This is a genomic window from Sinorhizobium sp. B11, assembly GCA_039725955.1.
Taxonomy (GTDB): domain Bacteria; phylum Pseudomonadota; class Alphaproteobacteria; order Rhizobiales; family Rhizobiaceae; genus Rhizobium.
This window is the reverse complement of record CP091035.1, coordinates 54,288-77,971: the sequence shown is the minus strand read 5'-3', so window position 1 is coordinate 77,971 and position 23,684 is coordinate 54,288. Positions and strand designations below refer to the sequence as shown.

General features: G+C 57.4%; 23 protein-coding genes and 2 pseudogenes. 8 read left to right on the top strand and 17 right to left on the bottom strand.

Annotated elements, in window-relative coordinates; genetic code table 11:
* Positions 1–48 precede the first annotated feature (48 nt).
* The 11 genes from LVY75_33400 to LVY75_33350 all read right to left on the bottom strand — a co-directional run bounded on the left by LVY75_33400 (position 49) and on the right by LVY75_33350 (position 11,102).
* Positions 49–294 (bottom strand): hypothetical protein, encoded by a 246-nt coding sequence (locus tag LVY75_33400; GenBank protein ID XAZ26195.1) that lies wholly within the window; start codon positions 292–294, stop codon positions 49–51.
* A gap of 488 nt (positions 295–782) precedes the next feature.
* Positions 783–1,010, bottom strand: a complete 228-nt coding sequence (locus tag LVY75_33395; GenBank protein ID XAZ26194.1) for a hypothetical protein — start codon at positions 1,008–1,010, stop codon at positions 783–785.
* Positions 1,011–1,300: 290 nt separating this feature from the next.
* A complete protein-coding gene (locus LVY75_33390; protein XAZ26193.1) occupies positions 1,301–1,510 on the bottom strand; it encodes a cold-shock protein in 210 nt (69 codons plus the stop codon).
* Positions 1,511–2,502: 992 nt separating this feature from the next.
* Positions 2,503–3,543 carry a fatty acid desaturase gene (locus LVY75_33385; GenBank protein ID XAZ26192.1) on the bottom strand — a complete coding sequence of 347 codons (1,041 nt, stop codon included), beginning with the start codon at positions 3,541–3,543 and terminating at the stop codon, positions 2,503–2,505.
* A 2-nt stretch (positions 3,544–3,545) separates the two neighbouring features.
* A complete protein-coding gene (locus LVY75_33380; GenBank protein XAZ26191.1) occupies positions 3,546–3,686 on the bottom strand; it encodes a DUF4167 domain-containing protein in 141 nt (46 codons plus the stop codon).
* 305 nt (positions 3,687–3,991) lie between these two features.
* On the bottom strand, positions 3,992–5,290 hold the full coding sequence (locus LVY75_33375) for a glycoside hydrolase family 130 protein (GenBank protein XAZ26190.1): 1,299 nt from the start codon (positions 5,288–5,290) through the stop codon (positions 3,992–3,994).
* Between the two features lie 33 nt (positions 5,291–5,323).
* Positions 5,324–7,606 carry a glycosyltransferase family 4 protein gene (locus LVY75_33370; protein XAZ26189.1) on the bottom strand — a complete coding sequence of 761 codons (2,283 nt, stop codon included), beginning with the start codon at positions 7,604–7,606 and terminating at the stop codon, positions 5,324–5,326.
* Positions 7,603–8,553 carry a class I mannose-6-phosphate isomerase gene (locus tag LVY75_33365; protein ID XAZ26188.1) on the bottom strand — a complete coding sequence of 317 codons (951 nt, stop codon included), beginning with the start codon at positions 8,551–8,553 and terminating at the stop codon, positions 7,603–7,605. The genes LVY75_33370 and LVY75_33365 overlap by 4 nt, the downstream gene beginning before the upstream one ends.
* A gap of 799 nt (positions 8,554–9,352) precedes the next feature.
* On the bottom strand, positions 9,353–9,619 hold the full coding sequence (locus LVY75_33360) for a DUF1488 domain-containing protein (protein ID XAZ26187.1): 267 nt from the start codon (positions 9,617–9,619) through the stop codon (positions 9,353–9,355).
* A gap of 566 nt (positions 9,620–10,185) precedes the next feature.
* Positions 10,186–10,986 carry an AraC family transcriptional regulator gene (locus tag LVY75_33355; GenBank protein XAZ26360.1) on the bottom strand — a complete coding sequence of 267 codons (801 nt, stop codon included), beginning with the start codon at positions 10,984–10,986 and terminating at the stop codon, positions 10,186–10,188.
* Entirely contained in the window at positions 10,881–11,102 is a 222-nt protein-coding gene (locus LVY75_33350; protein ID XAZ26186.1) for a hypothetical protein, read from the bottom strand. The genes LVY75_33355 and LVY75_33350 overlap by 106 nt, the downstream gene beginning before the upstream one ends.
* Positions 11,103–11,294: 192 nt before the next feature.
* On the opposite strand from LVY75_33350, the gene LVY75_33345 reads away from it, so the two are divergent.
* Positions 11,295–12,131 carry an oxidoreductase gene (locus LVY75_33345; protein XAZ26185.1) on the top strand — a complete coding sequence of 279 codons (837 nt, stop codon included), beginning with the start codon at positions 11,295–11,297 and terminating at the stop codon, positions 12,129–12,131.
* A gap of 141 nt (positions 12,132–12,272) precedes the next feature.
* Here LVY75_33345 and LVY75_33340 read toward each other — a convergent pair whose 3' ends face one another.
* From LVY75_33340 to LVY75_33325, 4 genes are all read right to left on the bottom strand, one after another.
* Positions 12,273–12,896 (bottom strand): hypothetical protein, encoded by a 624-nt coding sequence (locus LVY75_33340; protein XAZ26184.1) that lies wholly within the window; start codon positions 12,894–12,896, stop codon positions 12,273–12,275.
* Between the two features lie 97 nt (positions 12,897–12,993).
* Positions 12,994–13,407 carry a hypothetical protein gene (locus tag LVY75_33335; GenBank protein ID XAZ26183.1) on the bottom strand — a complete coding sequence of 138 codons (414 nt, stop codon included), beginning with the start codon at positions 13,405–13,407 and terminating at the stop codon, positions 12,994–12,996.
* Positions 13,408–13,585: 178 nt separating this feature from the next.
* Positions 13,586–14,596, bottom strand: a complete 1,011-nt coding sequence (locus tag LVY75_33330) for an NAD(P)H-quinone oxidoreductase (protein XAZ26182.1) — start codon at positions 14,594–14,596, stop codon at positions 13,586–13,588.
* A 10-nt stretch (positions 14,597–14,606) separates the two neighbouring features.
* Entirely contained in the window at positions 14,607–15,143 is a 537-nt protein-coding gene (locus LVY75_33325; GenBank protein ID XAZ26359.1) for a hypothetical protein, read from the bottom strand.
* Positions 15,144–15,269: 126 nt separating this feature from the next.
* Here LVY75_33325 and LVY75_33320 point away from each other — a divergent pair, with 126 nt between their 5' ends.
* From LVY75_33320 to LVY75_33310, 3 genes are all read left to right on the top strand, one after another.
* The gene (locus LVY75_33320; protein XAZ26181.1) at positions 15,270–16,187 is read left to right on the top strand and encodes a LysR family transcriptional regulator; all 918 of its coding nucleotides are present in this window, start codon (positions 15,270–15,272) and stop codon (positions 16,185–16,187) included.
* A 332-nt stretch (positions 16,188–16,519) separates the two neighbouring features.
* Positions 16,520–16,774: a type II toxin-antitoxin system Phd/YefM family antitoxin gene (locus LVY75_33315; protein XAZ26180.1), complete on the top strand. Its 255-nt coding sequence runs from the start codon at positions 16,520–16,522 to the stop codon at positions 16,772–16,774.
* Positions 16,774–17,199 (top strand): type II toxin-antitoxin system VapC family toxin, encoded by a 426-nt coding sequence (locus tag LVY75_33310; protein XAZ26179.1) that lies wholly within the window; start codon positions 16,774–16,776, stop codon positions 17,197–17,199. Before LVY75_33315 ends, LVY75_33310 begins: the two co-directional genes overlap by 1 nt.
* 1,470 nt (positions 17,200–18,669) lie before the next feature.
* Here the strand turns inward: LVY75_33310 and LVY75_33305 are convergent.
* Complete coding sequence (locus LVY75_33305) at positions 18,670–19,149, bottom strand: carboxymuconolactone decarboxylase family protein (protein ID XAZ26178.1); 480 nt, start codon at positions 19,147–19,149, stop codon at positions 18,670–18,672.
* A gap of 218 nt (positions 19,150–19,367) precedes the next feature.
* Here LVY75_33305 and LVY75_33300 point away from each other — a divergent pair.
* Positions 19,368–20,257: pseudogene (locus LVY75_33300) on the top strand (sigma-70 family RNA polymerase sigma factor).
* Between the two features lie 56 nt (positions 20,258–20,313).
* Here the strand turns inward: LVY75_33300 and LVY75_33295 are convergent.
* Positions 20,314–20,475: pseudogene (locus LVY75_33295) on the bottom strand (transposase domain-containing protein).
* A 116-nt stretch (positions 20,476–20,591) separates the two neighbouring features.
* On the opposite strand from LVY75_33295, the gene LVY75_33290 reads away from it, so the two are divergent.
* From LVY75_33290 to LVY75_33280, 3 genes are all read left to right on the top strand, one after another.
* The gene (locus LVY75_33290) at positions 20,592–20,942 is read left to right on the top strand and encodes a transposase (GenBank protein XAZ26177.1); all 351 of its coding nucleotides are present in this window, start codon (positions 20,592–20,594) and stop codon (positions 20,940–20,942) included.
* A 201-nt stretch (positions 20,943–21,143) separates the two neighbouring features.
* Positions 21,144–22,247: a hypothetical protein gene (locus LVY75_33285; GenBank protein ID XAZ26176.1), complete on the top strand. Its 1,104-nt coding sequence runs from the start codon at positions 21,144–21,146 to the stop codon at positions 22,245–22,247.
* A 169-nt stretch (positions 22,248–22,416) separates the two neighbouring features.
* A protein-coding gene (locus tag LVY75_33280) for an IS3 family transposase (GenBank protein XAZ26175.1) occupies positions 22,417–23,606 on the top strand; the annotation gives its coding sequence in 2 pieces (ribosomal slippage) (positions 22,417–22,666 and positions 22,666–23,606; 1,191 coding nt in all).
* Positions 23,607–23,684 lie beyond the last annotated feature (78 nt).

The following is a 23,684-nucleotide window of genomic DNA, read 5'->3' as shown; positions in this document are numbered from 1 at the left end:
ATCAAAGCTTATGCCGGCGTCCCAAGAGTAAGTCAGACCTGTCGCCGATCAGGCGATCCGGCGTGAAAGTGGGTAGCCTGGCGCGTCATAGAGCGCGCGAATCTGGTTCTGATCAAAACGCGCCTCGTCAATCTCCAACATTGAGCCACGCTGCTGACTTTTTGGCATGTCCTCTACGGCGAAACGGAGGGCTTCGGCAGCTGTCTCGAACCGCCGATAGCGAGGGCCGACTATGCCGGCTTTCGACTTGCCGGCATAAAGTCCAGCTCCACCCGTATAATCGAACCGGGTCACATTTGCGCCCTCGCGGTTGCGACAGGATGACGGAGGCGACGGGCGGCATCTCGGACGGTTCGTTCGCTAGCGCGCAGTTGTCGCTTCCGCAGCTGCATCGCTTTCCGAAGGTTGAAGAGCTTTTCGGCACTGGAACCGGCTTCGGCGGCAGGTGCACGAAACAGCGCTTCTGCGGATTTTCGGGTGGTGTAGTTTGTCATATTGTCCTCGAAGAATGAGCACGATATCGCGCCCCTTGCGATGATATTGGGGGTGACAGCGCCCAGCTATTTCTTACTGACACTCGCCGTGTGGCCGCCCGTGAGCTTGACCTGCGAGCCAGATGGCGCGGGTGCCGCTGCTGCGGATTTGTCTTTTTTCGGTTTACGGATTTCTCGGTTGCTACGCGTTTGGCCTTTGGCCATGGGCTTATCCTTCGGCGCCCGATAAGTGTTGGCGCTGTTTGAGCTGGAGTGATTTGGGTCGACGTTTGTCTCGAAGCAAATTTGCTAAACTGGTAGAAGCGTCCTGCCTTGAAGTATTGTCCGCATGCGGGTTTTTCCGTCGATGCCGAAATTTGGAGAGGCACTCATCGCCGCCACGGGCAGGATTCGCTGAGCGGCCCGGGTGACCACGGTCTCAAGAAGCGCGCGAAGGGGCGCTTGTTCATGATATCCGAATGGACTGGAACGAGCCAGATTTTGTGAAACGTAACCGGAATACTCGTTGGAAGACATCGCGTCCTCCTCTCGGTTGGGTGAAGCCATCGGAAAGACAGCGATACCTATGACACGGCGACTATGTCTGCCACATGCCTGCCTCGCCGTTTGAGCAGGCTTTGTCATTTACTGCCTGCGATGCCGCTCGGGGAGCGGTCGAAACTGGACCCATCCTTGCGGACGCTTCGGAGATTACGATTGCCAATCTCTATGGCGAGAAAAACAAAAGGCCGGGCATGAACCCGACCTCTCACAGTCATTCAGCTTTGCTGCCAGTACATCCGTGGTCAGCGGTGCGAATGACCTTATTACGCCGCCTGAAGGTTCTCAGCAGAGTTCTTGCCGGACTTGCGATCCTGGACGATGTCATAAGTGATCTTCTGACCATCCGAGAGCGAACGCATGCCGGCGCGCTCTACGGCAGACACGTGCACGAAGACATCCGTGCTGCCATTGTCAGGCTGAATGAATCCGAAGCCTTTGGTGGAGTTAAACCACTTTACAGTACCAGTGTTCATAACGATTTCCTTTCAAAGCAATCGTTGTGGTTCCCGCGATGCCTTGCGGGATAAGATCGATTATTTGAGAGGAAATCCGACGGGAGCACAAAGCTCTGGAACGACGTCACAAGCATTGGTCGATAAACAATATATAGGCTCAATTTTTAGTTTTGCAATGCCTATCTCTTTTTTTCTAAGCTCCTGCTGTCTTGGTCGTATCGAACCTGGGTCGCCCAACCAGCCTCGCGTGCGTTCAATGCCGGCCTCCAGCATGCGTCCCTGAATTTTCCAAATGACTTTCGTTTTTAACGGCAAGGTACACCGTGGGCCATGCCCTTGATGAGATTGATCTCGGTGACGGGTTTGCCGCTTTCATTGAGCCAGATCTTACGACTATCGCCATTGATGGCTCGATCACATCCGGTGCGTCGGAGACCTTGGTGCACGATGGCCCACTGATGGACCATCTGCTCGGCATTTCGATAGCCTGCCCTCCGCCTTAGGCGGTTCCATCATTAAGCCCGCCGATGATCGCGTCGGCAGCTAACAATTCGGGATAGGTCGCCAACATGACGTCCGCGATCGCGTCTCCGGCGGACGGTCCGATGATGACGATCTTATCAGGATCCAACCATGCGACTCGACGACGCCTTCTATCATTTCGCGGATTGACAGAGCTTCACCAGCCTGGCCCCGGATTGCGTGGTTCGAGCCCGTTGAAACACAGTTTGGCGTTCGCCCCCTACTGCTCCGGACACAGGGCGGCGTGCATCCGTGCAGGACGACGACGAGCGGCTTTTTGGGGAGCGAGGATGGCCGGCAGGTAAAGCCGGCACTTCCGCAAGCGGGGGTCGAAGAGAAGTTCCTCAGCTCGATCAGCTGGCGCGTATTTATGTGCTCCGGCACATCGGTCTCCTTTGCCCGCCATGGGCACAAGTTCCAATATGAGTAAGAATGCTGCGCCGCATAATTTCCTTTGCAAAGATATCCTGATCTCTGCTGGGATGATCTCATTGACCCCGAGTGACCGGCGCGATAGCGGCCGCTTCACGAAACGAGACCAAGCGCCGGCTTCCTTCGTCCCACAGGACCAGCTTTACGCATTGCAGGCTCTGCCACAGCGTGATCCTGCCGATTTCGGCGAGTTCAGGATGGTTTCGAAGGACCTCCGGCAGGCGATAGTAGGGAACCTTGCTGGAGAGGTGATGCACGTGGTGGATGCCGATGTTACCGGTCAGCCAGCGCAGAGGACGCGGCAGATCGTAATGCGAGGCACCGTGCAGAGCGGCCCTTGGAAATTGCCACTCCGGCTCTTTCGACCAGTGCGTCTCCTCGAATTGATGCTGCACATAGAAAAGCCAGACGCCAATCGACCCCGCCAGGAGGACGATCGGCAGATGAACGACAAGGAAGGATACCGGGCCGACCGCCCAGATCAGGAGCGCAGCGATCACCATCACTGCAGCGTTTGTGGCCATCGTTGACATCCAGGGAAGCACGCCATCGCGCATCATTCCCATCGGCAGCCGTTGCTGAAACAGGAAAAGCCAGGCCGGGCCGATGCCAAACATCACCAGCGGATGCCGATAAAGGCGATATCCAATCCGTCCCCACCGCGATCGTCCATAATATTCTGTCACGGTGAGAGTGGTGATATCCCCGACGCCGCGCTCATCGAGATTGCCGGCCGACGCGTGATGCGTGGCATGCGCCCTGCGCCAATAGTCATACGGAGTTAGCGTGAGAACACCGAGAACGCGTCCTGTCCAGTCATCGAAGCGCCGCCGGGCAAAGAAGGAGCCGTGGCCGCAATCGTGCTGGATCATGAACAGCCGCAGCAGAAAGCCCGCCGCCGGGACGATCAGTATAAAGCCCCACCAGAAGCCGAAATGTACCGCTAACCAGGTCAGCGTCCAGAAGGCGGCGAAAGGGATGGCTGTGACGGTCAACTCGAATGCACTGCGGCCCAAATGCGGCGTGCGATATCTGGCAAGGATTTTGAGCCAGGCTTTTTCGTCCGGGCGTTGGTCGATAGATGACTTTGTTTCCACGATCATTGATTCTGGCCGGCTTTCTGCAGGGCCGCCGTGCGATAAAAGTGTTCAGCGTGCTGATAAAGGTTTTCCGCATCGACCCGGTCACCAGCTTGGGCGGCTTCTCGGGCTGAAACCGTATATTGCTCATATCGGCTCATCAGGCTGTGCGACCTTGATATTGCCGTCGTATCCGCGGTGGCCCGAGCACGGCTGCTGGCAGACGGAGTAGAATTTCGCTGTGGTAATTTCAAAAGAAACAATTCAAGCCGTCATGAGGCTTGCTCCATAAAGGTTGTGATTTCGGGAATGATTGACGGCGACTAACGCAAGCGAACTCGCCAGTGGTTTCGCCCCTTGGGGCGGCGTCGCAGTCGATCAAGATTTACCCCGGCATTGCGGCCGTTTGATGTTGCCTGGCCTCCCCGTGTCGGCTCCAAAGGATGCTAACCCCATGCAGAGAGAGTCAGCCGGTCAGGGTGCCCAGCAGGTCGGCGATCTTGATCGTCGAGAAGTTCGAGAACGTGTCACAGATGGCGTAAGGTAGCACGATCTGATCGTTGTGGCGCATCGCGCCGCATGTGTAGACGACGTTTGGAACATATCCCTCCCTTTCCGACGGCTCCGGGTGAACGAGCGGCTCTTTCGAGCGGGCGAGAACTTTGGACGGATCGCGCTTGTCGAGAAGGGCTGCGCCGATTGCGTATTTTCGCACGGGTCCCACACCATGGGTCAGAAGCAACCAACCCTCGTCGAGTTCGATCGGCGATCCGCAATTGCCCATTTGCACGAATTCCCACGGAAATTTCGGGCCGAGAATGATCTCGCCGCCATTCCATACGTGGAGATCGTTGGAGCGGATGAGATAAAGGTTTTCATTGTCCTGGCGACCGATCATCGCATATTGGTCGTCGATTTTTCGCGGAAATAACGCCATTCCCTTGTTCTTGGCGGCTGTTCCGGCGAGAGGCGTCATCCGAAACGACAGAAAATCTTTGGTCTCGAGGAGTTCGGAGCGAATGTCTCTGCCATCATAGGCCGTATAGGTGGCGTAGTAGGTTTTCTGACCAGCCTCTTCGAACTCGACGAAGCGAGCATCCTCGATGCCGTTCGACTGCGCAGCGGTGACTGGAAATATCACCCGTTCGCTGATTGGCTGTTCGGAGGAAAATTTCAGTTCCAAAGGCTCATCGGGCGATGAAGGTGAGGGATTGTCGAACGAGGGAATGGACGCAAGCCGCGCCGTGGGTTCGATGTCCACGGTGCCATTCTGATCGACAATTCCCGATCTGAAGGTGAGAGACGAAACATGTCCTTCGCCGACCGCACGCAGGCTTAAGATAAAGCGCTTGCTGCCGCGCGGCACGCCCGACTGATCCGCATGGGCGACTATGCTCGGGTTGAACAAAGCGGATGCCTCGAAGGAGTATTCGTGCATGAAGTATGCGCCGACGAGTTGGCGTTGCACCTTGTTGAAAGCAATGTGGGGCGCGAACGCTCCCTCCATTTCGATAGCGCGCTTTTCGAACGTCGCCAGCAGATTGCGGTGTCGGCCCTCGAAATTTTCGAGAACCTCGGCCAGTTGCTGCTCTGCGACCTCAAGGTCGAGGCCGAGCACGCGATCCACGATGTGATTGGCCCGCGTCTTGTCCGTCGGTTTGAAGTCTCGCGGTTCCGTAGCGGGTTTGAAGCGCCGCACCACGACGCGTGTGGGATCGGGTCGTAGGAAAAGTGCCTGGCGGTTGAGAAATGCTGTCTGTGACAAGATGATCTCGATCTGAGTTGAGGCTGCGATGCGTTACGCGGTGAGCGCGCGAAGCGGAGCGAGTGTCGAAGGATGGCCGCTGGCACGCGAAAGCTTACGAAACTCCACAAGGCCGAGGAGATAGCAGACCACGGATTCGCCGCCTCTGTTTTCATTGAGACGCGTCGGATGCAAACCGTCGCGGCAACTGCCTGTTTCGAGATCCACGACTGGCAATGAGAGATCGTTGCTGCCGAGGAACCAGGCGAAAGCCTTTGCGGCCTCTTTTTTCCATGTGACGTCGTGGCTGACCCGCCATGCGGCATGACAAGCAGCGATCGTCGCTGTCGCCTCCAGAGGCTGTTGATCGAAGACCTTCACCTCTCCCGTCCGATCTGTAAAGCCATCCGTGCCGACAGGTCTGAACAGTCCATCAGAGTTTGTCTGTACCGTCATTAGCCATCGCAAGGATTTGAGGCCCGCGGCCACGTCATCAGGGCGTTCAGCACTCAATCCCGTCGCGATCAGGGCCTGAGACAATCGGGCATTGTCGTAGGAAAGGCTCTCCTCGAACCAGCTCCATCCTATTTTCCCGACACGATGGAAGATATCCAACAGCCTGTCGGCCAGTGTCGAACGGATTTGCTGGGCCAACATGTCTTGAGGGGAGGCTGCGCAATAGCCGTCCAGGCCCAAGAGCGCAAACGCCCAGGCGCGTGGCGAGCCAAAACCTTCAACGGTCGGCAATGCTTGCGCGAACAGGGCCGCGGCCCACGCGCGCCGGGATGGGCTTGCGTCGCCGCGGGCGCATTCTCCAAGAGCCCAGAGCGTTCGGCCGTGGCTGTCCTGCGATCCTTTATCTTCCAGCCAGCGTCGGTCGAAGCCCATGAAGTTTCTAAAATGTTTCTCGTCAGGGTTCCAGGCGTGCTGCACGAAGGACGCGAAGCGCGCGGCGAGGGCGTCCGGCAACAGTCTCTCGCCAGGTTCGTTGAGAGCAATCGACAACAGAAGCGCGCGGGCATTATCATCGACACAGTAGCCGTGCGCCCGATCCGGTACGGAATAGACGGCATGTTGGAACAGCCCCGTATCGTCGCACATCGACATGAAGTAGCCGAGCTGCGGCTCGGGGAGGGGGGGGGCCTTGCGCATCACGACATTCGTTGGTGCTGCGGGCTGTCGTGCGGGATTTTGAAACGCCACCTGTGAGAACAATGCGAGATAGCGCTCGGCGGTCTTTTGCCACGTCATCGGACGACTGTTTTGGTATGCCCGGCGCCGCATTGCGTCGCGTCTTGTGTCGTCCGTGAGAAGCGACGCGATCTCGCGGCCGATAGCCGTCGCGTCGCCGAATGGGACGAGCACACCACGGCCGTCGGCCAACAGTTCTTGTGCGTGCCAGTAAGGTGTAGAGACGACGGCCTTCCCAAGACCGAAGCTGTAAGCCAGAGTGCCCGATGTCATTTGGGCCTCGTTGAGATAAGGCGTGGCATAGACATCGCACATGGAGATGAAATTCAGCAACGTTGCCTTGTCGACGAAGCGATCGAGAAACACCACGCTGTCTTCGATGCCCAGGTCGTTTACCCGTGTTACCAGGCTCTCGCGATAGGCCTCACCTTGGTCGCGTACGAGATTGGGATGGGTTGCTCCGAGGATAACGTAAACCGCATCGGGCCGGTTTTCCAAGATCAAGGGCATGGCATCGATCATGACCTCGATGCCTTTGTTCGGTGAGAGAAGGCCGAACGTCAGGATCACCGAGCGTCCGTCGAAGCCAAGGTCAGCTTTCGCGACTGCCGGTTCCGAAAACGGCATGTCGGGAATTCCATGGGGAATGACCTCTATCTTGCCGGCCGGCACATGATAGACCTCCGACAACAAAGTCCTGCCCTTTCCCGCCATGACCACCACTTTGGCAGACAGGTCGACGAGTTCGTTCAGGACGCGGCGCTGGCCGAGACTTGGCTCCGCCAGAACCGTGTGCAGCGTGGTGACGATCGGCATCTTCAACCGCGACAGCAGCGCAACGATATGATGTCCGTCCTCGCCGCCAAAAATTCCGAATTCGTGCTGCAGGCAGGCGACGTCGAAATTGCCGGCGTTCAGGACGTCCGCAGCATGAATATAGTCGTCACGGTTGTTATCGGCTATCGCGAGACGGACCTCCGGCGGGTAGTCGTAGACATGATCATGGTCCGTCATAGCCACGATCGCCGTGGCGACACGGGCTGGAGACTTCGAAACGGCCTGCTGCAGATCCGTCGTGAAAGTGGCGATACCACAGCGACGCGGAAAAGAATTGCCGATGAATGCGATATTTTTGAGCTGATTCATAGCGAAGCTCCTGACGAGCGGAATGGAATGACGCTTCGCCCTTGGCGACCACTTTCCAGCTCGGAACCGGGTTGCGATCCGACTTCGGCCGGGAGCTGCCTCAGGAGCCCGATCGCGGGCGCGCTCGCTGCGGTGGCAATGAGCAAGACAATTCCGTCACGCCCGACACGGATGTCGGCGCGATCAGCTTCTGCGAAAAATCCATCGCCGATCGTCGCCGTCAGGGATCCTATTGCTCCGCCTCCCGAGACGACCAGAGCCCAACTTTCGCTGCTCGCCGTCAATTCCCAAACGGTGTCGGCAGGGAGGTCCAACCGTTCGAGGGTGAAGAACGGACAAGACATGAGCTCGGCGCGCTCGACGGTGATATGCCGTGGTAGCTTCCTGCTGCTTGCCGGTTCCAACCGTGTCACGGCTATAGCTTGTTCGATATGCAGTTCTCTCGAACGTCCATGATCCCAGATGCGAAACGTCGTCTCGTTGCGTTGTTGGATCTCAGCAATGACCAGACCCGCACCGATGGCATGCACGGTGCCAGCCGGAACATAAAACACGTCACCGGCCGCGGCCTCCTGCCAGTCGAGAAGGCCGTCAATCGATCCGTCGAGCGCGGCCTTCCTAAATTCGAGCTGTGTCAGTGGCCACTTAAGGCCCACGGCGACCTGCGCCCCGTCGTCCGCTGCCAACACATACCAGGCTTCGCTCTTGCCGCTTTCCATCCCCATCGACTTGGCGGCAGCATCATCGGGATGAACCTGTATCGACAGTGTTTCCCCTGTGAAGAGGAGCTTCAGGAGGAGCAGACGATCCCGCTCCCCCGCTTCGCCATAGTCAAACGAGATTTCGCCGACGGGGCTGTCCTGGCGGTTCTTCGATGCCCATGGCCCGAGATCAAGACGACCCCATGGCTTGGGGATTGTTCTCACACTGGCGCGGTCTATTGTCATGATAGTCTCCTTGATCTCGCCGCTAAGATCGGGGTGACCTGAGATCGGAGTGTGTTATTGCCGCTGCTGCGCTGTCCGTACGGTCCTGAGGTGCCGCAAGGCTGGGAACGTGTCTGCGGCGCCAATCTTATCTGGCTCGGCTGCGATAATCGCGGAGGTCCGTGATCCAGCGGAAATGCAACGGTCTCATGGTTTTTGGACCTTTGCCGCTCGGCATACGGAACTCTGGTGAGGCAAGCTTGGCTTGCACGAGAAAATCTTCCTCCGTTGCCAGTTCGTCGGGTCCGACGAGTCTTGAGGTTGCTCAAGGGGCAATAGATGGCGCCAGCGTTTTTTCGAATTCCTCCCTCGACACGGGCCACGCCTCGGTGCGCCCGTTGGAGCTAAGGAGCAAGGTCATTGTCGTATGATAAGCCTCCCATGTTACGTCGATGGGCTCCTCGTCAATCTGAAGCTCGAAGACGCCTGGTGGATGAGGTTGCGCCATCCCGGGAAGCTGGAACGGTCGCACGATAGTGATGCGTTTCACTGATGTATTCATGACGGCACCGTTCCTGTCTGGAGATTGCTGAATGCTCTGTGGCGGGCCAACCCCTCTATCTGCCGGCATTTCGGAGGAGGTCTATTTCCTTCGCGATGGGTCCCAGGAGCTTCCGCAATCGGTTCTCCTCCACCTGACCGAGGCGAAACCTTTTCGCAAATTCGCTCACAAGCACGGTTTTCGATGTTCCTGGTTGGAGCGGTGGAACTGATTTGGTTGGATGATGCACGATCGTATCCTTTCAGGATCCCGGTATGCTCAACGAAAATGCGCGAGATCCAGCGTAATCGCGCTGGATCGAACTTTGGAATAAGCAGAGGTCGCAGCTTTCAGAATTCTTGGCCGCAACGCATCGAACGCCGTCAGGTAGTCTGCCTCGCTGGCGTTTCGATGCGATTTCTCGCAGGCTAAGACTTCGGTCGCCAGATAGAATTTGATCTCGAACATCCCGTCGTATCCGGTAAAACGGACACAGCGATTTCTGTCGTCAAAACTACGAGCTTCGTTTGGAAACGAGATGCCCATCAGCGCCCACCCTCATCTTGCCATCGATCAACAGCGCTACCGTCGGGTTGGGGATCAAGGCTTGCTCGCGTCGATGACTGTTGCCGCTTGGCGAGAGAACTCAGGAGAGCCGATTCGGTCCTCACACTGCCGCGGAACTCGGCTAAGAGGAAGAGCGAGGCGTCGCGTTTCATGCCGGAGCTCGCGTCGGACGCGGATTCCCGGAGGCCGGTTGACATTAACACTTCCCTGACCAACTTGAAGCCGGCGGGTTCGACATGCGGTGCTGCTGGATTGGAAGACATTACGTCCTCGTTTGTTGGGGCAAGGTTTTGCACCCTTGATGACAGCGCCCTGAAGACGAGCCGTCACTACCATCTAAATCGTGCTGAAATACTGGATTACAAGGGGAAGGTCGGGCAAAGACGTCCGGAGCCATCACCAAGGACCGTTAAGAACTAAGCTCGAAAACCAAAGAGGGGAAAGGATTTCTGGCATCGACGCGAAACAAATAGCGGGCCGGAAGTTCAGCTCCCTTCAAGAGCTAGGAGCGCGATCGGCTGCTAGTTAACCGAGATCAGCGCGTCCTAAAGCCGTGGAAGAATAGGTTGGCCATCCTCGACCGGCGGTGCGGGAGGGCTATCGCCCTTGAGCAGGCGAATGTCCTGGATAGGCGGTCGACCGAACAGACGACGGTATTCGCGGGTGAACTGGGTTTGACTTTCATATCCGACGTCGAAGCCCACGGCTCTGGCATTCGGACTTCCGATCAGCAACAATTTACGGGCTTCATGAAGCCTGACATGCATCCGGTATTCCAGCGGCGTCATCAGTGTCGTTGCTTTGAAGTGGCGATGGAGCGATGTCGGGCTCATGCCCGCTAGATCGGCGAGAAAGCCGATCGACATCGGCTCGCGATAATGCTCCTTCAGCCAGGAGGTCACCCGCCCGATCTGAGCGAGCTTTGTATTTCCGGTTGCGAAATCTCTCAGAGTTGCGCCACTTTCACCCTGTAGAAGCCGATAATAGAGTTCCGTCGTGGCCGGCCTCAGGAGCGCTCCGAGATCTTCTGGACGGTCAACAAGTGCCAACACCCGATAAAGCGCGTGCAAGATATCGTCTGTCTGCCCTCCCACGGAGAGACCTTCCCGGTGCGGTGAGAAAGGCATGGCCGAGACGTAGTGAAGCAGTTCAGCCATCGCGTTACCATCAAGTTCGAACGACACTGCGAAGTGCGGATAGTTTGGCGATGCCTCGGTAATCCGAGCAGAAACGGGCAGGTTTACAGAGGCAATAAAATACTTGGTGTCATCGACGTCGAACGTATGGCCGCCAAGCGAAATCTCCTTGCGCCCTTGAAGAACGACGCAAAGGCGCGGCGTGTAAATGCTTTCCGCCGGAAGTGTCGGGGCTTGAAGATCGTCAGCCCGGCGATGGGCGTTTCCTGTTTGGGTGCCAAGGCGTGACGGTCAATGATCGCGATAAGCTCGTCCTTGATCTTCAAGATTGTCCCTCCACCAGCACCTGACAAAGCCCGTAACTAGGTCCGGACCTCGTCTTTGGTAGGATCGTATGAATATTTGGGGGTTTTGGCATAACGGCCGTCTCCGCCCCTTCGTATCTTTTTTCGACAGGCGGCGATCGAAGTTTTCCTTCGAAGCCTTGTGGTCTCTCTGCAATCGAAAAGGAAGAAAAAATGACCGATAAAGCTGTATGGTTCATCACCGGAGCCTCGAGCGGCCTCGGACTGGAGCTCGCCAAACACCTGCTAGATTCTGGTTATCGTGTGGTCCTTGGGGTCCGTCGTCCAGAAAGCCAGGCGAACCTGGAGGAGCAGTTCGACGGTCGTGCCCTTGTCCTGAAGCTCGATCTGACTGATCGCGCGACGATCAAGAGCGCAGTTGCTAAAGCCATCTCAAACTTCGATCGGATCGACGTCCTGGTCAACAATGCGGGCTATGGCTATCTCGCGGCGATCGAGGAGGGCGACGACGAAGGGGTTCGCAAACAGTTCGACACGAACCTCTTCGGCCTCATCGATGTCACAAAGGAGGTTCTACCCTTCATGCGCTCTCGAAGAAGCGGTCATATCGTCAACATTTCTTCGTTGGGCGGTCTCATGGCGTTCGCAGCAACCGGCTACTATCACGCGACCAAATTCGCGGTCGAGGCGATTTCCGAGTCGTTGAGCCAGGAGGTCGCCCCGCTCGGCATCAAGGTGACCATCGTGGAGCCGGGCGCGTTCCGGACCGACTGGGCCGGACGCTCCATGGTGGAGTCGCCGATCGAGATCGACGACTACGCCGACACGTCCGGAAAGCGCCGGTCGTCGACCAAAGCGGTATCGGGCAATCAGCCAGGCGATCCGGCGCGCGCGGCTGTGGCCATCCGGGGCGCAGTGGAATCAGCCCACCCTCCGTTGCGCTTGCTGCTGGGCGGCTCGGCTCTCGATCTTGCGTATAAGCGCCTTGAGGCACTTAAGGAAAACTTTGACGCATGGAGCGAGGTGACCCGCAGCGCGGATTTCCCCTGATGTCCAAGGGGCGGCCGGTTTGGCGCAACGGATAGCTCGCCGCCTCTGCGCCTCGCGCGGTCCCACCTGAACCGGGATTGACGAAGATCACAAGCCCCCCCTTCCGGCGGAGCGCTTTCCCTTATGAGAATAACGGCGCGATTAGCCCGCGTTGAACCTGGCAAGCATCTTGCGCAATTGCGCATTTTGATCGTTCAGTTTTTCTGCAAGCTGACGCCGCAACGCACCGACCTCTGTGTCAAGATCGGCCATTTCATCCAAGAATGATTTAGGGCCGACAGCGATGGCAGGACCGACCTCTTCGGTCTGGATGATGGACACCGCCAGTTTCGCGGTAGGCTCAACCTTCGTTCGGCGTGCCGGCGCTCGCTTCACCGGTGTTTCGGCAACTTCAGTCAACGTGGGAGCAGGCGACGTCTCTTCAGACTGGCGCGGGGTAAGGAGAGCAGCAGGCTCTTCCTGATTAACTGCGGCTACAGGGGCATCTACTGCAACGGGTGCCGCTGGTTCAACGTCAGTCGCGCCAGTATCTTGATCGAGCAGGCTTGCCTCAGGGCCGGGCTCAACAGCGCGAACGACTGCCGCCGGTTCGATGCTCGGGTGTTCCTCTTCAGAAACCGGCTTGTATTCGAGCGCAATGGTTTTCTGTGCAACTGCAGCGCTCTCTGGCTTCGGTTTACGCGACACCAGGTCAGCCACAAATCTCCATGGTGTTCTCATCACATTACCTTCAAAGCATTGCGGCAGGTAAATAGCCGCGGTCATTCATTGTCACCAGGACCGGATTGATTTGGCCTCAATCAGGCGAAAGATCGACGGCGCCGTCGGATGTAAATGCGCGGCGCCGCTCGGGAACCGTGACTCAGGCCTTGCCGAGGCGCTTGCGCAAATCCGCATTCTCGGCGCGCAGCTTTTCGGAGAGCTCCTTGCGAAGCTGCTTGTTTTCTTCTTCAAGCTTAATGAGGTCGGCGATATCGTCAATGACGTCAACAGAGGTGGCGGCGGGAGCGGACGCGGCAGCTTCAACGCGAGGTGCGCGAGCGGCGGCCGCCTTGGGTGCGGGAGCCGATTTTTCGACCTTCACCGGGGCGGTCTTGGAGCCACGCTTCGCACGCGTCTTCTTGGCCGGAGTTTCGGCAGGTGCGGCGATAGCATCCGCGGAGCGAGCTTCGGCGGCAGCTTTCGGTGTCCTAGGCTTGCGGGTTTTCTTTTCAGTGGGAGCTGCGGCCGGCGCTTCGGTGGTCGCAGTTGTCTCAATCGCAGTTTCGTCGGCCATCAGTGTTCTCCTCTGTCAGGCCGGCAAGCATTTTATTGGTCGTGAAGCAAAGTCAATCTGCAGAATAGTGGATTCGCGTGCGTTTGGTGTGCATGGCGACGCTATGTGCGGAGTCCTTTCGTTGCACGACAAGACATCGGCTCATACTGCTCAGTCAAATGCGCTCCCTTCCTACCGTTCATCCCGCCTCAAGAAGCACTTTCCCAAAACCACCGCCCGCTTCCATGCGACGATGGGCATCTGCAGCTCTATCAAGTGGAAAGACTTCCCCGACGAGTGGCCGAAGCTGCCCGTCAACAAACATCGGTAGCGCGTTCTCCGCAAAACGCCGAACCATTGCCCGCTTTTCCTCAATGGCGCGGGACTTCATAACCGTTCCGATCACCTTCAGGTGCTTGTAGAGCACCCTGTCAAGCGGAATGATCGCGTTGTCGTCCCGCCCCAGCAGCCCGACCTGCACAAGGCGTCCGCCTTCAGCAAGGCTGCGAATATTCCGGGCGAGATAGCTTCCACCGATGAAGTCGATGATCACATCCGCGCCGTTGGATCCGGTCGCATCAATAATCTCGGCCTCGAAATCCTGACGGCGGTAATCCCACACAGCCTCAACACCAAGAGAACCAACCTTGTGGATATTGCTACCGGAGGCAGTGGCGAACACTTTCGCTCCCATCGCCACTGCAAGCTGAACCACAGCGGATCCGATGCCTCCGGCTGCAGCATGGACAAGCACTGTTTCCCCTGGCCGCATCTTGCCGAGATGGCATAAAGCTTCATCGGCGGTAACGAAGCTCTCCATGACAGCCGCCGCTTCTACATAGGACATAGCACCTGGTATGTGGACGGACAGGCCACTGTCTGCTCTGGCAACTTCAGCATAGGCTCCGCCGCCGACGATCGACATAACACGATCGCCGACAGAAAAGTCTCTGACGGCCTCGCCGACAGAAAAGTCTCTGACGGCCTCGCCGACAGCAATGACCTCGCCAGCGACCTCAAGGCCGAGGATAGGGCTGTCTCCAAAGGCGCGCGAGCCGTAATGGCCGTCACGCTGGAGGAGGTCAGCCCGATTGACGCCCGACGCCATGACCTTCACGAGGATGTCGGTCGGCCGAAGCTCAGGGTAAGGAACCTCGGCGAGCCGGAGCACATCCGGCCCACCAAAGTGATCGAAGATAATCGCTTTCATTGGTCCATCCTTACCTGGCGAGAGCACGGCGTGCGATGCTTGCGGCGAACAGCGGCGTTTCGCGTCGATTGTGGTCACCACCGGCCGCCTGCCGGGCGGCGGCTGAGTCCTCGTAAGTGACGCCGTGCTCTTCCAAAAAGGTCATGAAGGCATCCGTCGGATGCGCGGTTACGCGGTTGGTGTAGCGCGTCCGGTTTTCGTCGATCTTCTCGGCGATCAGTTCCCAGACCACGTTGACCTGCGTGCGGCCGTTCGCTGTGAACACATCCGAGATGGAGTTCATGCGGCAATAGGCAGCCTCGGCGACCTCGGCGACATAGTGCTGGACGACCAGCCCGGAGCCGATCTGTTCGACGTTGATCGACATGCGACGCCCATCATCCGTCCACGTGACACCGGCTGCGATATGATCTGGCGCGCAGCAGCGCAGATATTCAGCTTCCGGCAGCGTGAAGAGCCAATCAGCGATGTCGATCTTTTCGAAGGGGACATCGATCTCGGCCGAATATGCCGACTGCGAGAGAATTGTTTCGAGAACCTTGACCACTTTGTACTTCCTTCTGTTGAGTGACGGGCTTAGACAACCGCCCTGTTGACGAGAAGGAATGTGCTCCGGATGTTCTTTAATGATAACGACTTCAATGCTCGAAACCGTTTTGCGCTGTAGGCAAAGATGAGAGATCCACGCTTTGCCGAACATCTGGCCGTTTACGTTGAGGTTGTCCGCTCCGGGAGCTTTTCAGCTGCCTCCCGGCGGCGTGCCGTAACGCCGTCCGCGATCGTTCGTCAGATCGATGCACTCGAGCAGGACCTTGGCGTTCCACTGTTGATCCGTTCCACCCGGGCCCTTTCCATGACCGATGCGGGCCGGCATCTCTATGAGCGCGCTCAACGTCTGCTCGATGACCTGGCCGACACTCATGCTGAAGTTGCCGCGTTCGACGGTGCTGTCGGCGGCACCCTGCGGATTGCCTGTTTTCCAACGTTCGGCAAACGGTACATTATTCCGATCCTGGGTCCGTTGATTTTCGAATACCCTGCACTCAAAGTCGAACTCGATCTGACGGAGCGCCTCGCGGATCCCGTGGCCGAAAGACTCGATCTGGTCATCCGCATGGGGGAGCTTCAAGACAGCTCGCTGATCGCCACAAAGATCGCGCCCCTGACGCGGGTCCTGGCCGCAAGCCCGGGCTATCTCGCACGCTTCGGGATGCCGCAGTCATCAGAAGACCTTAGGAGACACAGACTGCTCGACAAGCTTCACGACAATGATCTGTTGGGCTGGTCGGATCTGCTGGGCAGCCCGGCCAGCGATAAGGTCTGCGACTGCGTCGCCTTCCGCTCGGACGATTTCGAGGCGTTAAATAGTGCGGCAATCGCTGGGATGGGGATCGCCCTTCTTCCGGCCTGGGTGTCAGGACCGTCCATCAAGGCAGGTGAACTGATCCGCATTTTGTTGGATGACGAGCCATGGAACCACAAGCCTCCGGGTATCCACCTGCTGCGCGCACTGCATGAGCCATCGGCGAAGGTTCGAGTGTTCACAGAGAGGCTCAAGGCCTTTATCGGATCGCCGCCCATCTGGTCATGACGCTGTTTGCAAACCCAAGCCCCTCAAAAGTTCGTAGTTTCAAACGCGCGTCGAGCTCGCTTTTTGCACTGAAAGTTCGTATCCCTTCACATCAGCGGATCCGATTTTACCGACTGTGGGTGGGTCTTTGAAAAGTGGCCCTACAGCCAAGTGCGGAACGACTGCTCTGCGCCTTTATTTCAGTCACTAAGCTTGGGTCGACATAATTTCAAAGCCTGCCGTCCCGACGACAAAGACGAGCCGTTGCACCGCTCCCCTTGCGTTTCCGGCTTCCGTGAATTAATGTAGTTACGTAACCACAAATCTCGAGGTCACGAACTTTGGAGCTTACCATGACCGTCACCATGCTTTCAGGCCGTGAACTCAATCAGGATCTTGGGCGCGCGAAGCGGGCCGCGCAGGAAGGGCCTGTGATCATCACTGACAGGGGACGCCCCGCGCACGTCCTCTTGTCGTTCGATGAGTACAAGCGGCTTACCGGCAAAATGCGGACTCTCGGTGATATGCTGGCAGCGCCAGGTGCGGATGACGTTGATTTGCCGCTCCCGCAGCGTACTGAATATGCCAGGCCGGTTGACCTTTCCTGATGCTGTTGCTCGATACCAACGTCGTGTCCGAGCTCCGCAAGGTCGCGAGCGGCAAGGCCGACCCCAATGTCGTGGTCTGGAACGAAACAGTCGATCCGGCCGAATGCTTTATTTCATCCGTGGTTCTGCACGAGCTAGAGATTGGCGTCCGGCTGGTCGAACATAATGACGCAGTCGCAGGCAAGGTGCTGCGCGACTGGCTGGAAAATATCGTCCTCACGGCATTTTCCGGCCGCATTCTGCCGCTGGACGAGGCGTCGGCCGTTCAGGCAGCGAAATGGCATGTTCCCAATCCCAAGCCGATCAATGACGCCTACATTGCTGCGGTAGCCTTCACCCGGCGCATGACACTGGTTACGCGAAACGTTAAGGATTTCGATGGCATAGGGGTGATGCTCATGAATCCGTGGGATATGCCCGCGTAACAGTTGAGATTCCAGACAAGGAGTATGTCGCGGCCCGGCCCAAGGGCGTTGCATTGGCCGAAATGGGCGGATCAAAGTCAAGGTAGATGAGAATGAAAGCGTTCACGTCGGCGGTGCCAGAAAGACTGGTATCGACGGAACGCTAAATTATTGATCTACCTTGCATCTCAAGGCTGACGTTGAGCCGATCCAAATAGCATGATGTGCGGTTCTGATCCCTTCAAGAGCTTGTAGTTCACAACGCCTTCACGTCCCCTCAGTGACGCTGACCCCATTCATGTGGGTTCGCTCCATGCGCGAAATGCAAGCGGCGCCACGTCTTAAGTGAGAGACCTTCAGAAGGTCTTCCAACAGCGATTGCTCAAGGCATGTGCTGGCTACGAGCCAGCCCTTGCCGAAAATAACGCATCGATGCGGAAGATCGGTGCGGGGTCATAGGGATTTATTTGAGAATGTGACTTTCTGCGGCTGATAGATCATTACCCGATGTTCGCAAAGGCCGCGCCTTGATCAAGCTTCCAGTTAACGAAGAAGGATCGTGCTGCCGGCACGATCCTTGTTATAAGCTTGCAAAGTTGCGAGGTTGCTCCGTCAATTTAATAAGGAATTCTTACCTGTTCTGTAACGAAGTCGCGGGGCTGGGAGCCATACTTGACCCAAAAGAGGGCGTCGATTATCTCAGGAAAAAGAAGGTTAAACTGAAGGCTACCTGCATGCGGGGAGTCGCCACGGAAGATGAGTTTTGCCGGCGCTTTGCTGAGCGGGTCAAGCTTCTGGTTCGTTCCGGTCGTTCTCCCTATGGCCGCGATCCTGACGCGTACGCTGCCGACGTAGCCCCTATCTATTGGCGTGAGGTCGGTTCTCGTGGACAAAGCCCCGAAGCTGTGCTGACGAGGACGCTTCATACTGGTCTGCCTGAGACATATCTTTAGATCGTTGGGAATATTGATGGTCGCTTGGTTCCAACCTTCCACGGCAGCTGACGTTATGGACCTGATCGAGCAACTTTGTAACCCCGGAGGATTTTATCCTCTCCCGGGCGACGACAAGGGCCGAAGCGTCGGTGAGCACGCTAGACGTTCTCAAGGGCACAGCCGCGAAATTGCTCGAAGGCCTGAGCTTCTCAACTGAAGGCTCCTCGCTATTTCGAAATCTTATTGGTCCCATGGATGAGAGGAAACACTGCCTGGCCGATACCAGAGCAATCACAGAGTGATTGCTCTCAGATGCTGTCGGAGCACGCGCTGCGCGAGCCGAGCATCGTCGTAAGCGGTGTTTTCCTCCCACATTGACTAACCGCGAGAGATCGTTCCGATTACTATCGCTGCTTGATTGATGGCATGAATGCACCGACCGGGACGAGCCTTTACGCGTTGATGAAGGACCTGTTTCACCCCATCCCGGTCGTAAAGCTGCAAGCAAGCGAGGCCTGCAAGCAACCGATTCATAAGCACAGTGGTGCAGTCGCGGCTAAGCAACAGCGCCAGCGCTTTTTCGGGGCTGCGCCTTCACCGGAAGTCGGAATGGCGCGCCTAGACGATTGAAGGCGTTCATAGCTGCGATCGTGATTGTAAGATCTACCAAATCTTTAGGCCCGAAAACTGCCGAGACAGCAGCATAGGCTCGGTCAGAAGCATGTGTCTCGCTGACAAGCGTCACTTCCTCGGCCCAGGCCAGCGCCGCGCGGTACTGTTCGGAGAAAAGATACGGCACCTCTTCCCATACCGGGACCAGAGCGACCTTATCGGCTGCCATTGTCTTCAGCAGATCGCGGGTGTGCAGGTCGATACAATGTGCGCAGCCGTTGATCTGCGATACGCGCAGGAACACGAGATGGATAAGTTCCTCAGGCAAATTCGTGTTCTGTGTGACGTAGTGATGGACGCCGAACAAGGCCTTGGCTCCAGCGGGTGCTACCTCGTACCAGTTGAGGCGCGTCGTCTCATTCATGATGGTCTCCTTTGAGTTGCGCCAACAGCCGGCGCTGCTAGAGTGACGACGCAGCGACGGGATGCGTGACATCTCGACCTGATTTTATTTTGGCATGTGCCATGTCACACTTGCACGAACTCGCTCGTCCACGAGTCAGGCGATCGAGTGAGGAAAGTGGCATGTGGCACAACGGCAGGAACGCAACGGACCGGTCTCATAACATCCGCGAGAGGGCGATGGCCAATGAAGCGAGCGCTGATGTGCCGCTTAGCGACCAAAGAACCTTAGAATTCGAACTGGATCGCGAACGCTTGCTGCGTCTGAGCTACCGGATGCTAGGGTCGATCACGGAGGCGGAAGATGTCGTGCAGGATGCGTGGTTGCGTTGGGTACGCGTTGAAGACGAAGTCCGTACTCCGACCGCCTATCTCACTCGCATCGTCACCCGACTATGCCTTGATCGGATGAAGTCGGCGCGAGCGCGCCGCGAGATCTATGTCGGCCCATGGCTACCAGAGCCTTTGGTCGAGCCTCTTGATGCGCAAGAAGCCATTGCTGACGATGTCACTGTGACGCTAATGTTAGCGTTGGAGCGACTTTCGCCGCTAGAACGAGCGGCCTTCCTGCTCCACGAAGTGTTCGACGTGGCGCTGACTGAGGTCGCGGTCGTGCTTCATCGTGAACCTGCCGCCGTTCGGCAACTTGCTTCTCGCGCACGCAAGAATGTTAAGAATGCACGACCACGATACAGCGTCGGGGCGGTAGAGGCTGATGGAATTGCGCGCGCTTTTTTTGCTGCTTCGCGTGACGGCGATGTCACCGCGCTTTCGGCGTTGCTCGCGCGCGCGATGTCGAGATACATAGCGACGGCGGCGGCAAGGTGCTGGCGTTCCGAGAAGTCATCCGTGGCTTGGAACGTGCACTGCGACTCTTCGTTTCCGCTCAGCGAAAGACCGCGACTCCGCCCACCTTGCTGCGAACCGCAACTATAGACGGCCTGCCGGGGTATGTAAGCCTTGATCCAAATGGTGTGCTTCAAACAACAGCTCTTGGCATTCGCGACGGTAAGATCTTCGCGATCTATATCGTCAAAAACCCGGATAAGCTGACGCATATTGACGTTTAAGATCGCCGCTGCGGCCTTCGAGCGCCCGGCGCACAGCATTCATCTAAGCGGTGTTCTCAGGCCACGGGCTTGGTTTGTGGCCTATCGGCGTAGGCCCAAGGCAACAGGTCGTCGAGCTGACTATTCGGGTGGCCATTGACGATTTTGGTGATGACGTCGGCCAGATAGGCAAGTGGCTCAATGTCATTGAGCTTGGCCGTTTCGATGAGCGAGGGTAAGCGGCAAGGAGACCCCATCTGGCGGTGCTGATGCTGTGCAGGGTATCTCGGACATACGACTTCTCTGACTGTGAGGATCTATGTCTGGGCCTGCAGCTAGCCTTGGATTGATGCGGATGATTGAGGCTGTGCCCGATCGTCTTGACGGCGCGCCGCGACAGTTGCGGCGGTTTTGGTCTGACGAGTTCAAGGCGACTGCGATCGAGCAAGACTGTCAGCCGGGTGTGAACGTCTCGGCGGTCGCACGGCAAATCGGGATACTGCCGTCTCAGCTGTATCGCTGGCGCAGAGAACTGTTGGGCAGTGATGAGCCTGCGCAAGCAGCGGAGACAGAATATCCGCAGGGCATTGTATCCGGCCCCGACCCCATCGTGGAAATCATCATTGGGGATGTTATCGTGCGGGCAGGCGGGCATGTCGACGAGGCTCATCTGCAGCGCGTTATCCGAGCGGTTCGTTCGGCATGATCCCCGCGGGTGTAAAGGTGTTCCTCGCCAGCCATCCCATCGACTTCCGCAAAGGACCGGACAGCTTGCTGTCGCTGGTGCGCGACGCCGGCAGTGATCCGTTTAAACGGCTCGCTTTATGTCTTCCGGGCGAAGCGGGCAGACGCTTGCGCGAATCCGTTGACTATACTAGATTTGAGAAAATGTTATAGGACGCCTCAAATGAAGCAGATCGATCTCATGTTCCGGACGATGGTCGCGGAACTGCAGCAACGGACTTTTGATGCGCAGTGGTCGGCGGATTTTCCGCCTACTGGTCGCTTTGTCTCGGTCAAGGTCGATAACCGCTCATACTGGTATTTTGACCAACCGGACGGCAAAGGCGGTCAAAAGCGGCGCTATGTCGGTCCCGCCGACGATGACGAGATCACAACCCGCGTTGAAACCTTCATGGGCGAAAAGGACGATTACCAGAACCGGCGAAAGATGGTGGCGGCATTGACACGCGAAGCTGGTCTTATTGCTCCGGATCGCTTCACGGGCACAGTCGTTGAGGCCTTGGCATCGGCCGGTTTGTTTCGGCTCCGTGGCGTCCTCGTCGGCACAGTCGCGTTCCAATGTTATGCGGCCCACCTCGGGACCCGGTTGCCTATGGCAGCGATCCTGACAGGTGACGCGGATCTGGCTCAAGATTATGCGATCTCTAGCGAGGCCGAGGATTCTATTCCGCCGATTGTCGCTCTCCTTCAGTCCATTGATCCGTCCTTCCGCGCCGTGCCCCATGTCTCCGGTTCCCCTCGCTCTAATGCCTTCCGCAACTCCACCGGTTACCGGGTAGAGTTCCTGACGACAAACCGGGGATCGGAAGATTACGCGGATCAACCGGCGCAAATGCCCGCTCTTGGCGGCGCGGCTGCCGAACCTCTCCGATACATGGATTTCCTGATCCGTGATCCGGTGCGAACGATCCTGCTACATGGCGCCGGTATCTCGGTCGTGGTACCCGATCCAACACGGTTCGCTGTCCACAAACTGATCGTGGCTGGCCGGCGTCAAGATGATGCCGGTGGAAGGGCAAAGAAGGAAAAGGACTTGCGTCAGGCCGGAATGCTATTCGAGGCACTGCAAGAAACCGGAGCTGGCCGCGATCTGGCAGATGCTCTTCGCGAAGCATGGGGCAGAGGCCCATCTTGGAGAACCGCGATCACAGCGGGCGTTGATGCCGTCCAGAGGCAATATCAATCGGCTGTCCATCGCACGTTCGGCATTCTACCGGCCGATGAAATAGAAAAGTCCCGAGTCCACTTACTGGAAAACGATGATTAGCAAGAAGATCGCTATCCAATTTGACGAAGGGGTCGGATCTGGAGCATTCTACCGGGTGAATGAGTTCGATATGGTCGAGAGCTTTAAAAGTGCCGCGAGTGAGTGTGACCTTGCCCCGTTGAAATAATCCATTTTGAAGTAAGCTCTGGCCCATTGAGAGGACCAGGGAATGAAGCGCAAGCGTTTTACAGACGAACAGATCATCGGCATTCTGAAGGAGCACGAGGCGGGCACGCCAGTCGCGGAGCTTTGCCGCAAGCACGGCGTCAGCGATGCCAGTATTTATAAGTGGAAAGCCAAGTTCGGCGGCATGGACGTGTCCGAGGCCAAGCGGTTGAAGACCCTGGAGGACGAGAACACGAAGCTGAAGCGGCTCCTGGCGGATGCCATGCTCGACAATGCTGCTTTGAAAGACCTTTTGGGAAAGAAGTGGTGACGCCCGCAGCAAAGCGGAACGCTGTCAAGCATCTGATGAGCCACCATCAGATGAGTGAACGGCGGGCGTGTAAAGCCATCGGCGTTTGCCGGATGACGATCCGTTATGAAACGAGCCGCAGCGACGATCATGACCTTCGCGAGCGAATGAAGGCGTTGGCGCATGGACGTCGCCGCTTCGGATATCGACGCATTCACGTGCTGCTCAGGCGCGAGGGCCACATTGTGAACCACAAGAGGCTCTTCCGGCTCTATCGGGAAGAGAAGCTGACGGTGCGCAAGCGCGGCGGTCGCAAGCGAGCGATTGGCACGCGAGCACCGATGCTTGTCCCGATGGCAGCCAATGATCGTTGGTCGCTGGACTTCGTATCGGATCAACTCACCGACGGTCGCAGGTTCCGGGTGCTGACGGTCGTCGACGATTGCACCAGGGAATGCCTGGCACTCGTCGCCGATACATCACTTTCCGGTCTGCGGGTTGCACGCGAGCTTGACCGGATCATCGAGGGGCGTGGCAAGCCAAAGATGATCGTCAGCGACAATGGCAGCGAGTTCACCAGCAATGCGATCCTGAATTGGACGGATCGGACCAAGGTGGAATGGCACTACATCGCGCCGGGCAAGCCGATCCAGAACGCCTTCATCGAAAGCTTCAATGGGCGGCTGCGAGACGAGTTCTTGAATGAAACTCTCTTCTCGTCACTGACCCAAGCTCGATCAGCGCTTTCAAACTGGCGCAGCGATTACAACGATCACCGACCGCATTCCGGCCTCGGCTGGATGACACCTGCCGAGTTCGCTCAGACAATCAACCCGCGACGTGATGCGGTGCTGCGCAGCCGAAATGGCTCCGCACCGCAACCCGCCGCTACCGCCCCGAATACAGCAACCCAAAACCGTTGGAGCGAACTCAAAACTGGATAAAACTTGGGGGCAAGGTCAAGTGAAGCCGACCCCAAACCTGCCATTGCGTTTGTCATACATCTGCATTACTTTCAGGCT

Bases quoted from the DNA above. Each gene is read 5' to 3' on its own strand.
- LVY75_33395 (XAZ26194.1), bottom strand. From the start codon at position 1,010: ATGTCTTCCAACGAGTATTCCGGTTACGTTTCACAAAATCTGGCTCGT.
- LVY75_33390 (XAZ26193.1), bottom strand. From the start codon at position 1,510: ATGAACACTGGTACTGTAAAGTGGTTTAACTCCACCAAAGGCTTCGGA.
- LVY75_33380 (XAZ26191.1), bottom strand. From the start codon at position 3,686: ATGAGCCGATATGAGCAATATACGGTTTCAGCCCGAGAAGCCGCCCAA.
- LVY75_33370 (XAZ26189.1), bottom strand. From the start codon at position 7,606: ATGAATCAGCTCAAAAATATCGCATTCATCGGCAATTCTTTTCCGCGT.
- LVY75_33365 (XAZ26188.1), bottom strand. From the start codon at position 8,553: ATGACAATAGACCGCGCCAGTGTGAGAACAATCCCCAAGCCATGGGGT.
- LVY75_33360 (XAZ26187.1), bottom strand. From the start codon at position 9,619: ATGGGCATCTCGTTTCCAAACGAAGCTCGTAGTTTTGACGACAGAAAT.
- LVY75_33345 (XAZ26185.1), top strand. From the start codon at position 11,295: ATGACCGATAAAGCTGTATGGTTCATCACCGGAGCCTCGAGCGGCCTC.
- LVY75_33340 (XAZ26184.1), bottom strand. From the start codon at position 12,896: ATGACCGCGGCTATTTACCTGCCGCAATGCTTTGAAGGTAATGTGATG.
- LVY75_33335 (XAZ26183.1), bottom strand. From the start codon at position 13,407: ATGGCCGACGAAACTGCGATTGAGACAACTGCGACCACCGAAGCGCCG.
- LVY75_33330 (XAZ26182.1), bottom strand. From the start codon at position 14,596: ATGAAAGCGATTATCTTCGATCACTTTGGTGGGCCGGATGTGCTCCGG.
- LVY75_33320 (XAZ26181.1), top strand. From the start codon at position 15,270: ATGAGAGATCCACGCTTTGCCGAACATCTGGCCGTTTACGTTGAGGTT.
- LVY75_33315 (XAZ26180.1), top strand. From the start codon at position 16,520: ATGACCGTCACCATGCTTTCAGGCCGTGAACTCAATCAGGATCTTGGG.
- LVY75_33310 (XAZ26179.1), top strand. From the start codon at position 16,774: ATGCTGTTGCTCGATACCAACGTCGTGTCCGAGCTCCGCAAGGTCGCG.
- LVY75_33305 (XAZ26178.1), bottom strand. From the start codon at position 19,149: ATGAATGAGACGACGCGCCTCAACTGGTACGAGGTAGCACCCGCTGGA.
- LVY75_33290 (XAZ26177.1), top strand. From the start codon at position 20,592: ATGATTGAGGCTGTGCCCGATCGTCTTGACGGCGCGCCGCGACAGTTG.
- LVY75_33285 (XAZ26176.1), top strand. From the start codon at position 21,144: ATGAAGCAGATCGATCTCATGTTCCGGACGATGGTCGCGGAACTGCAG.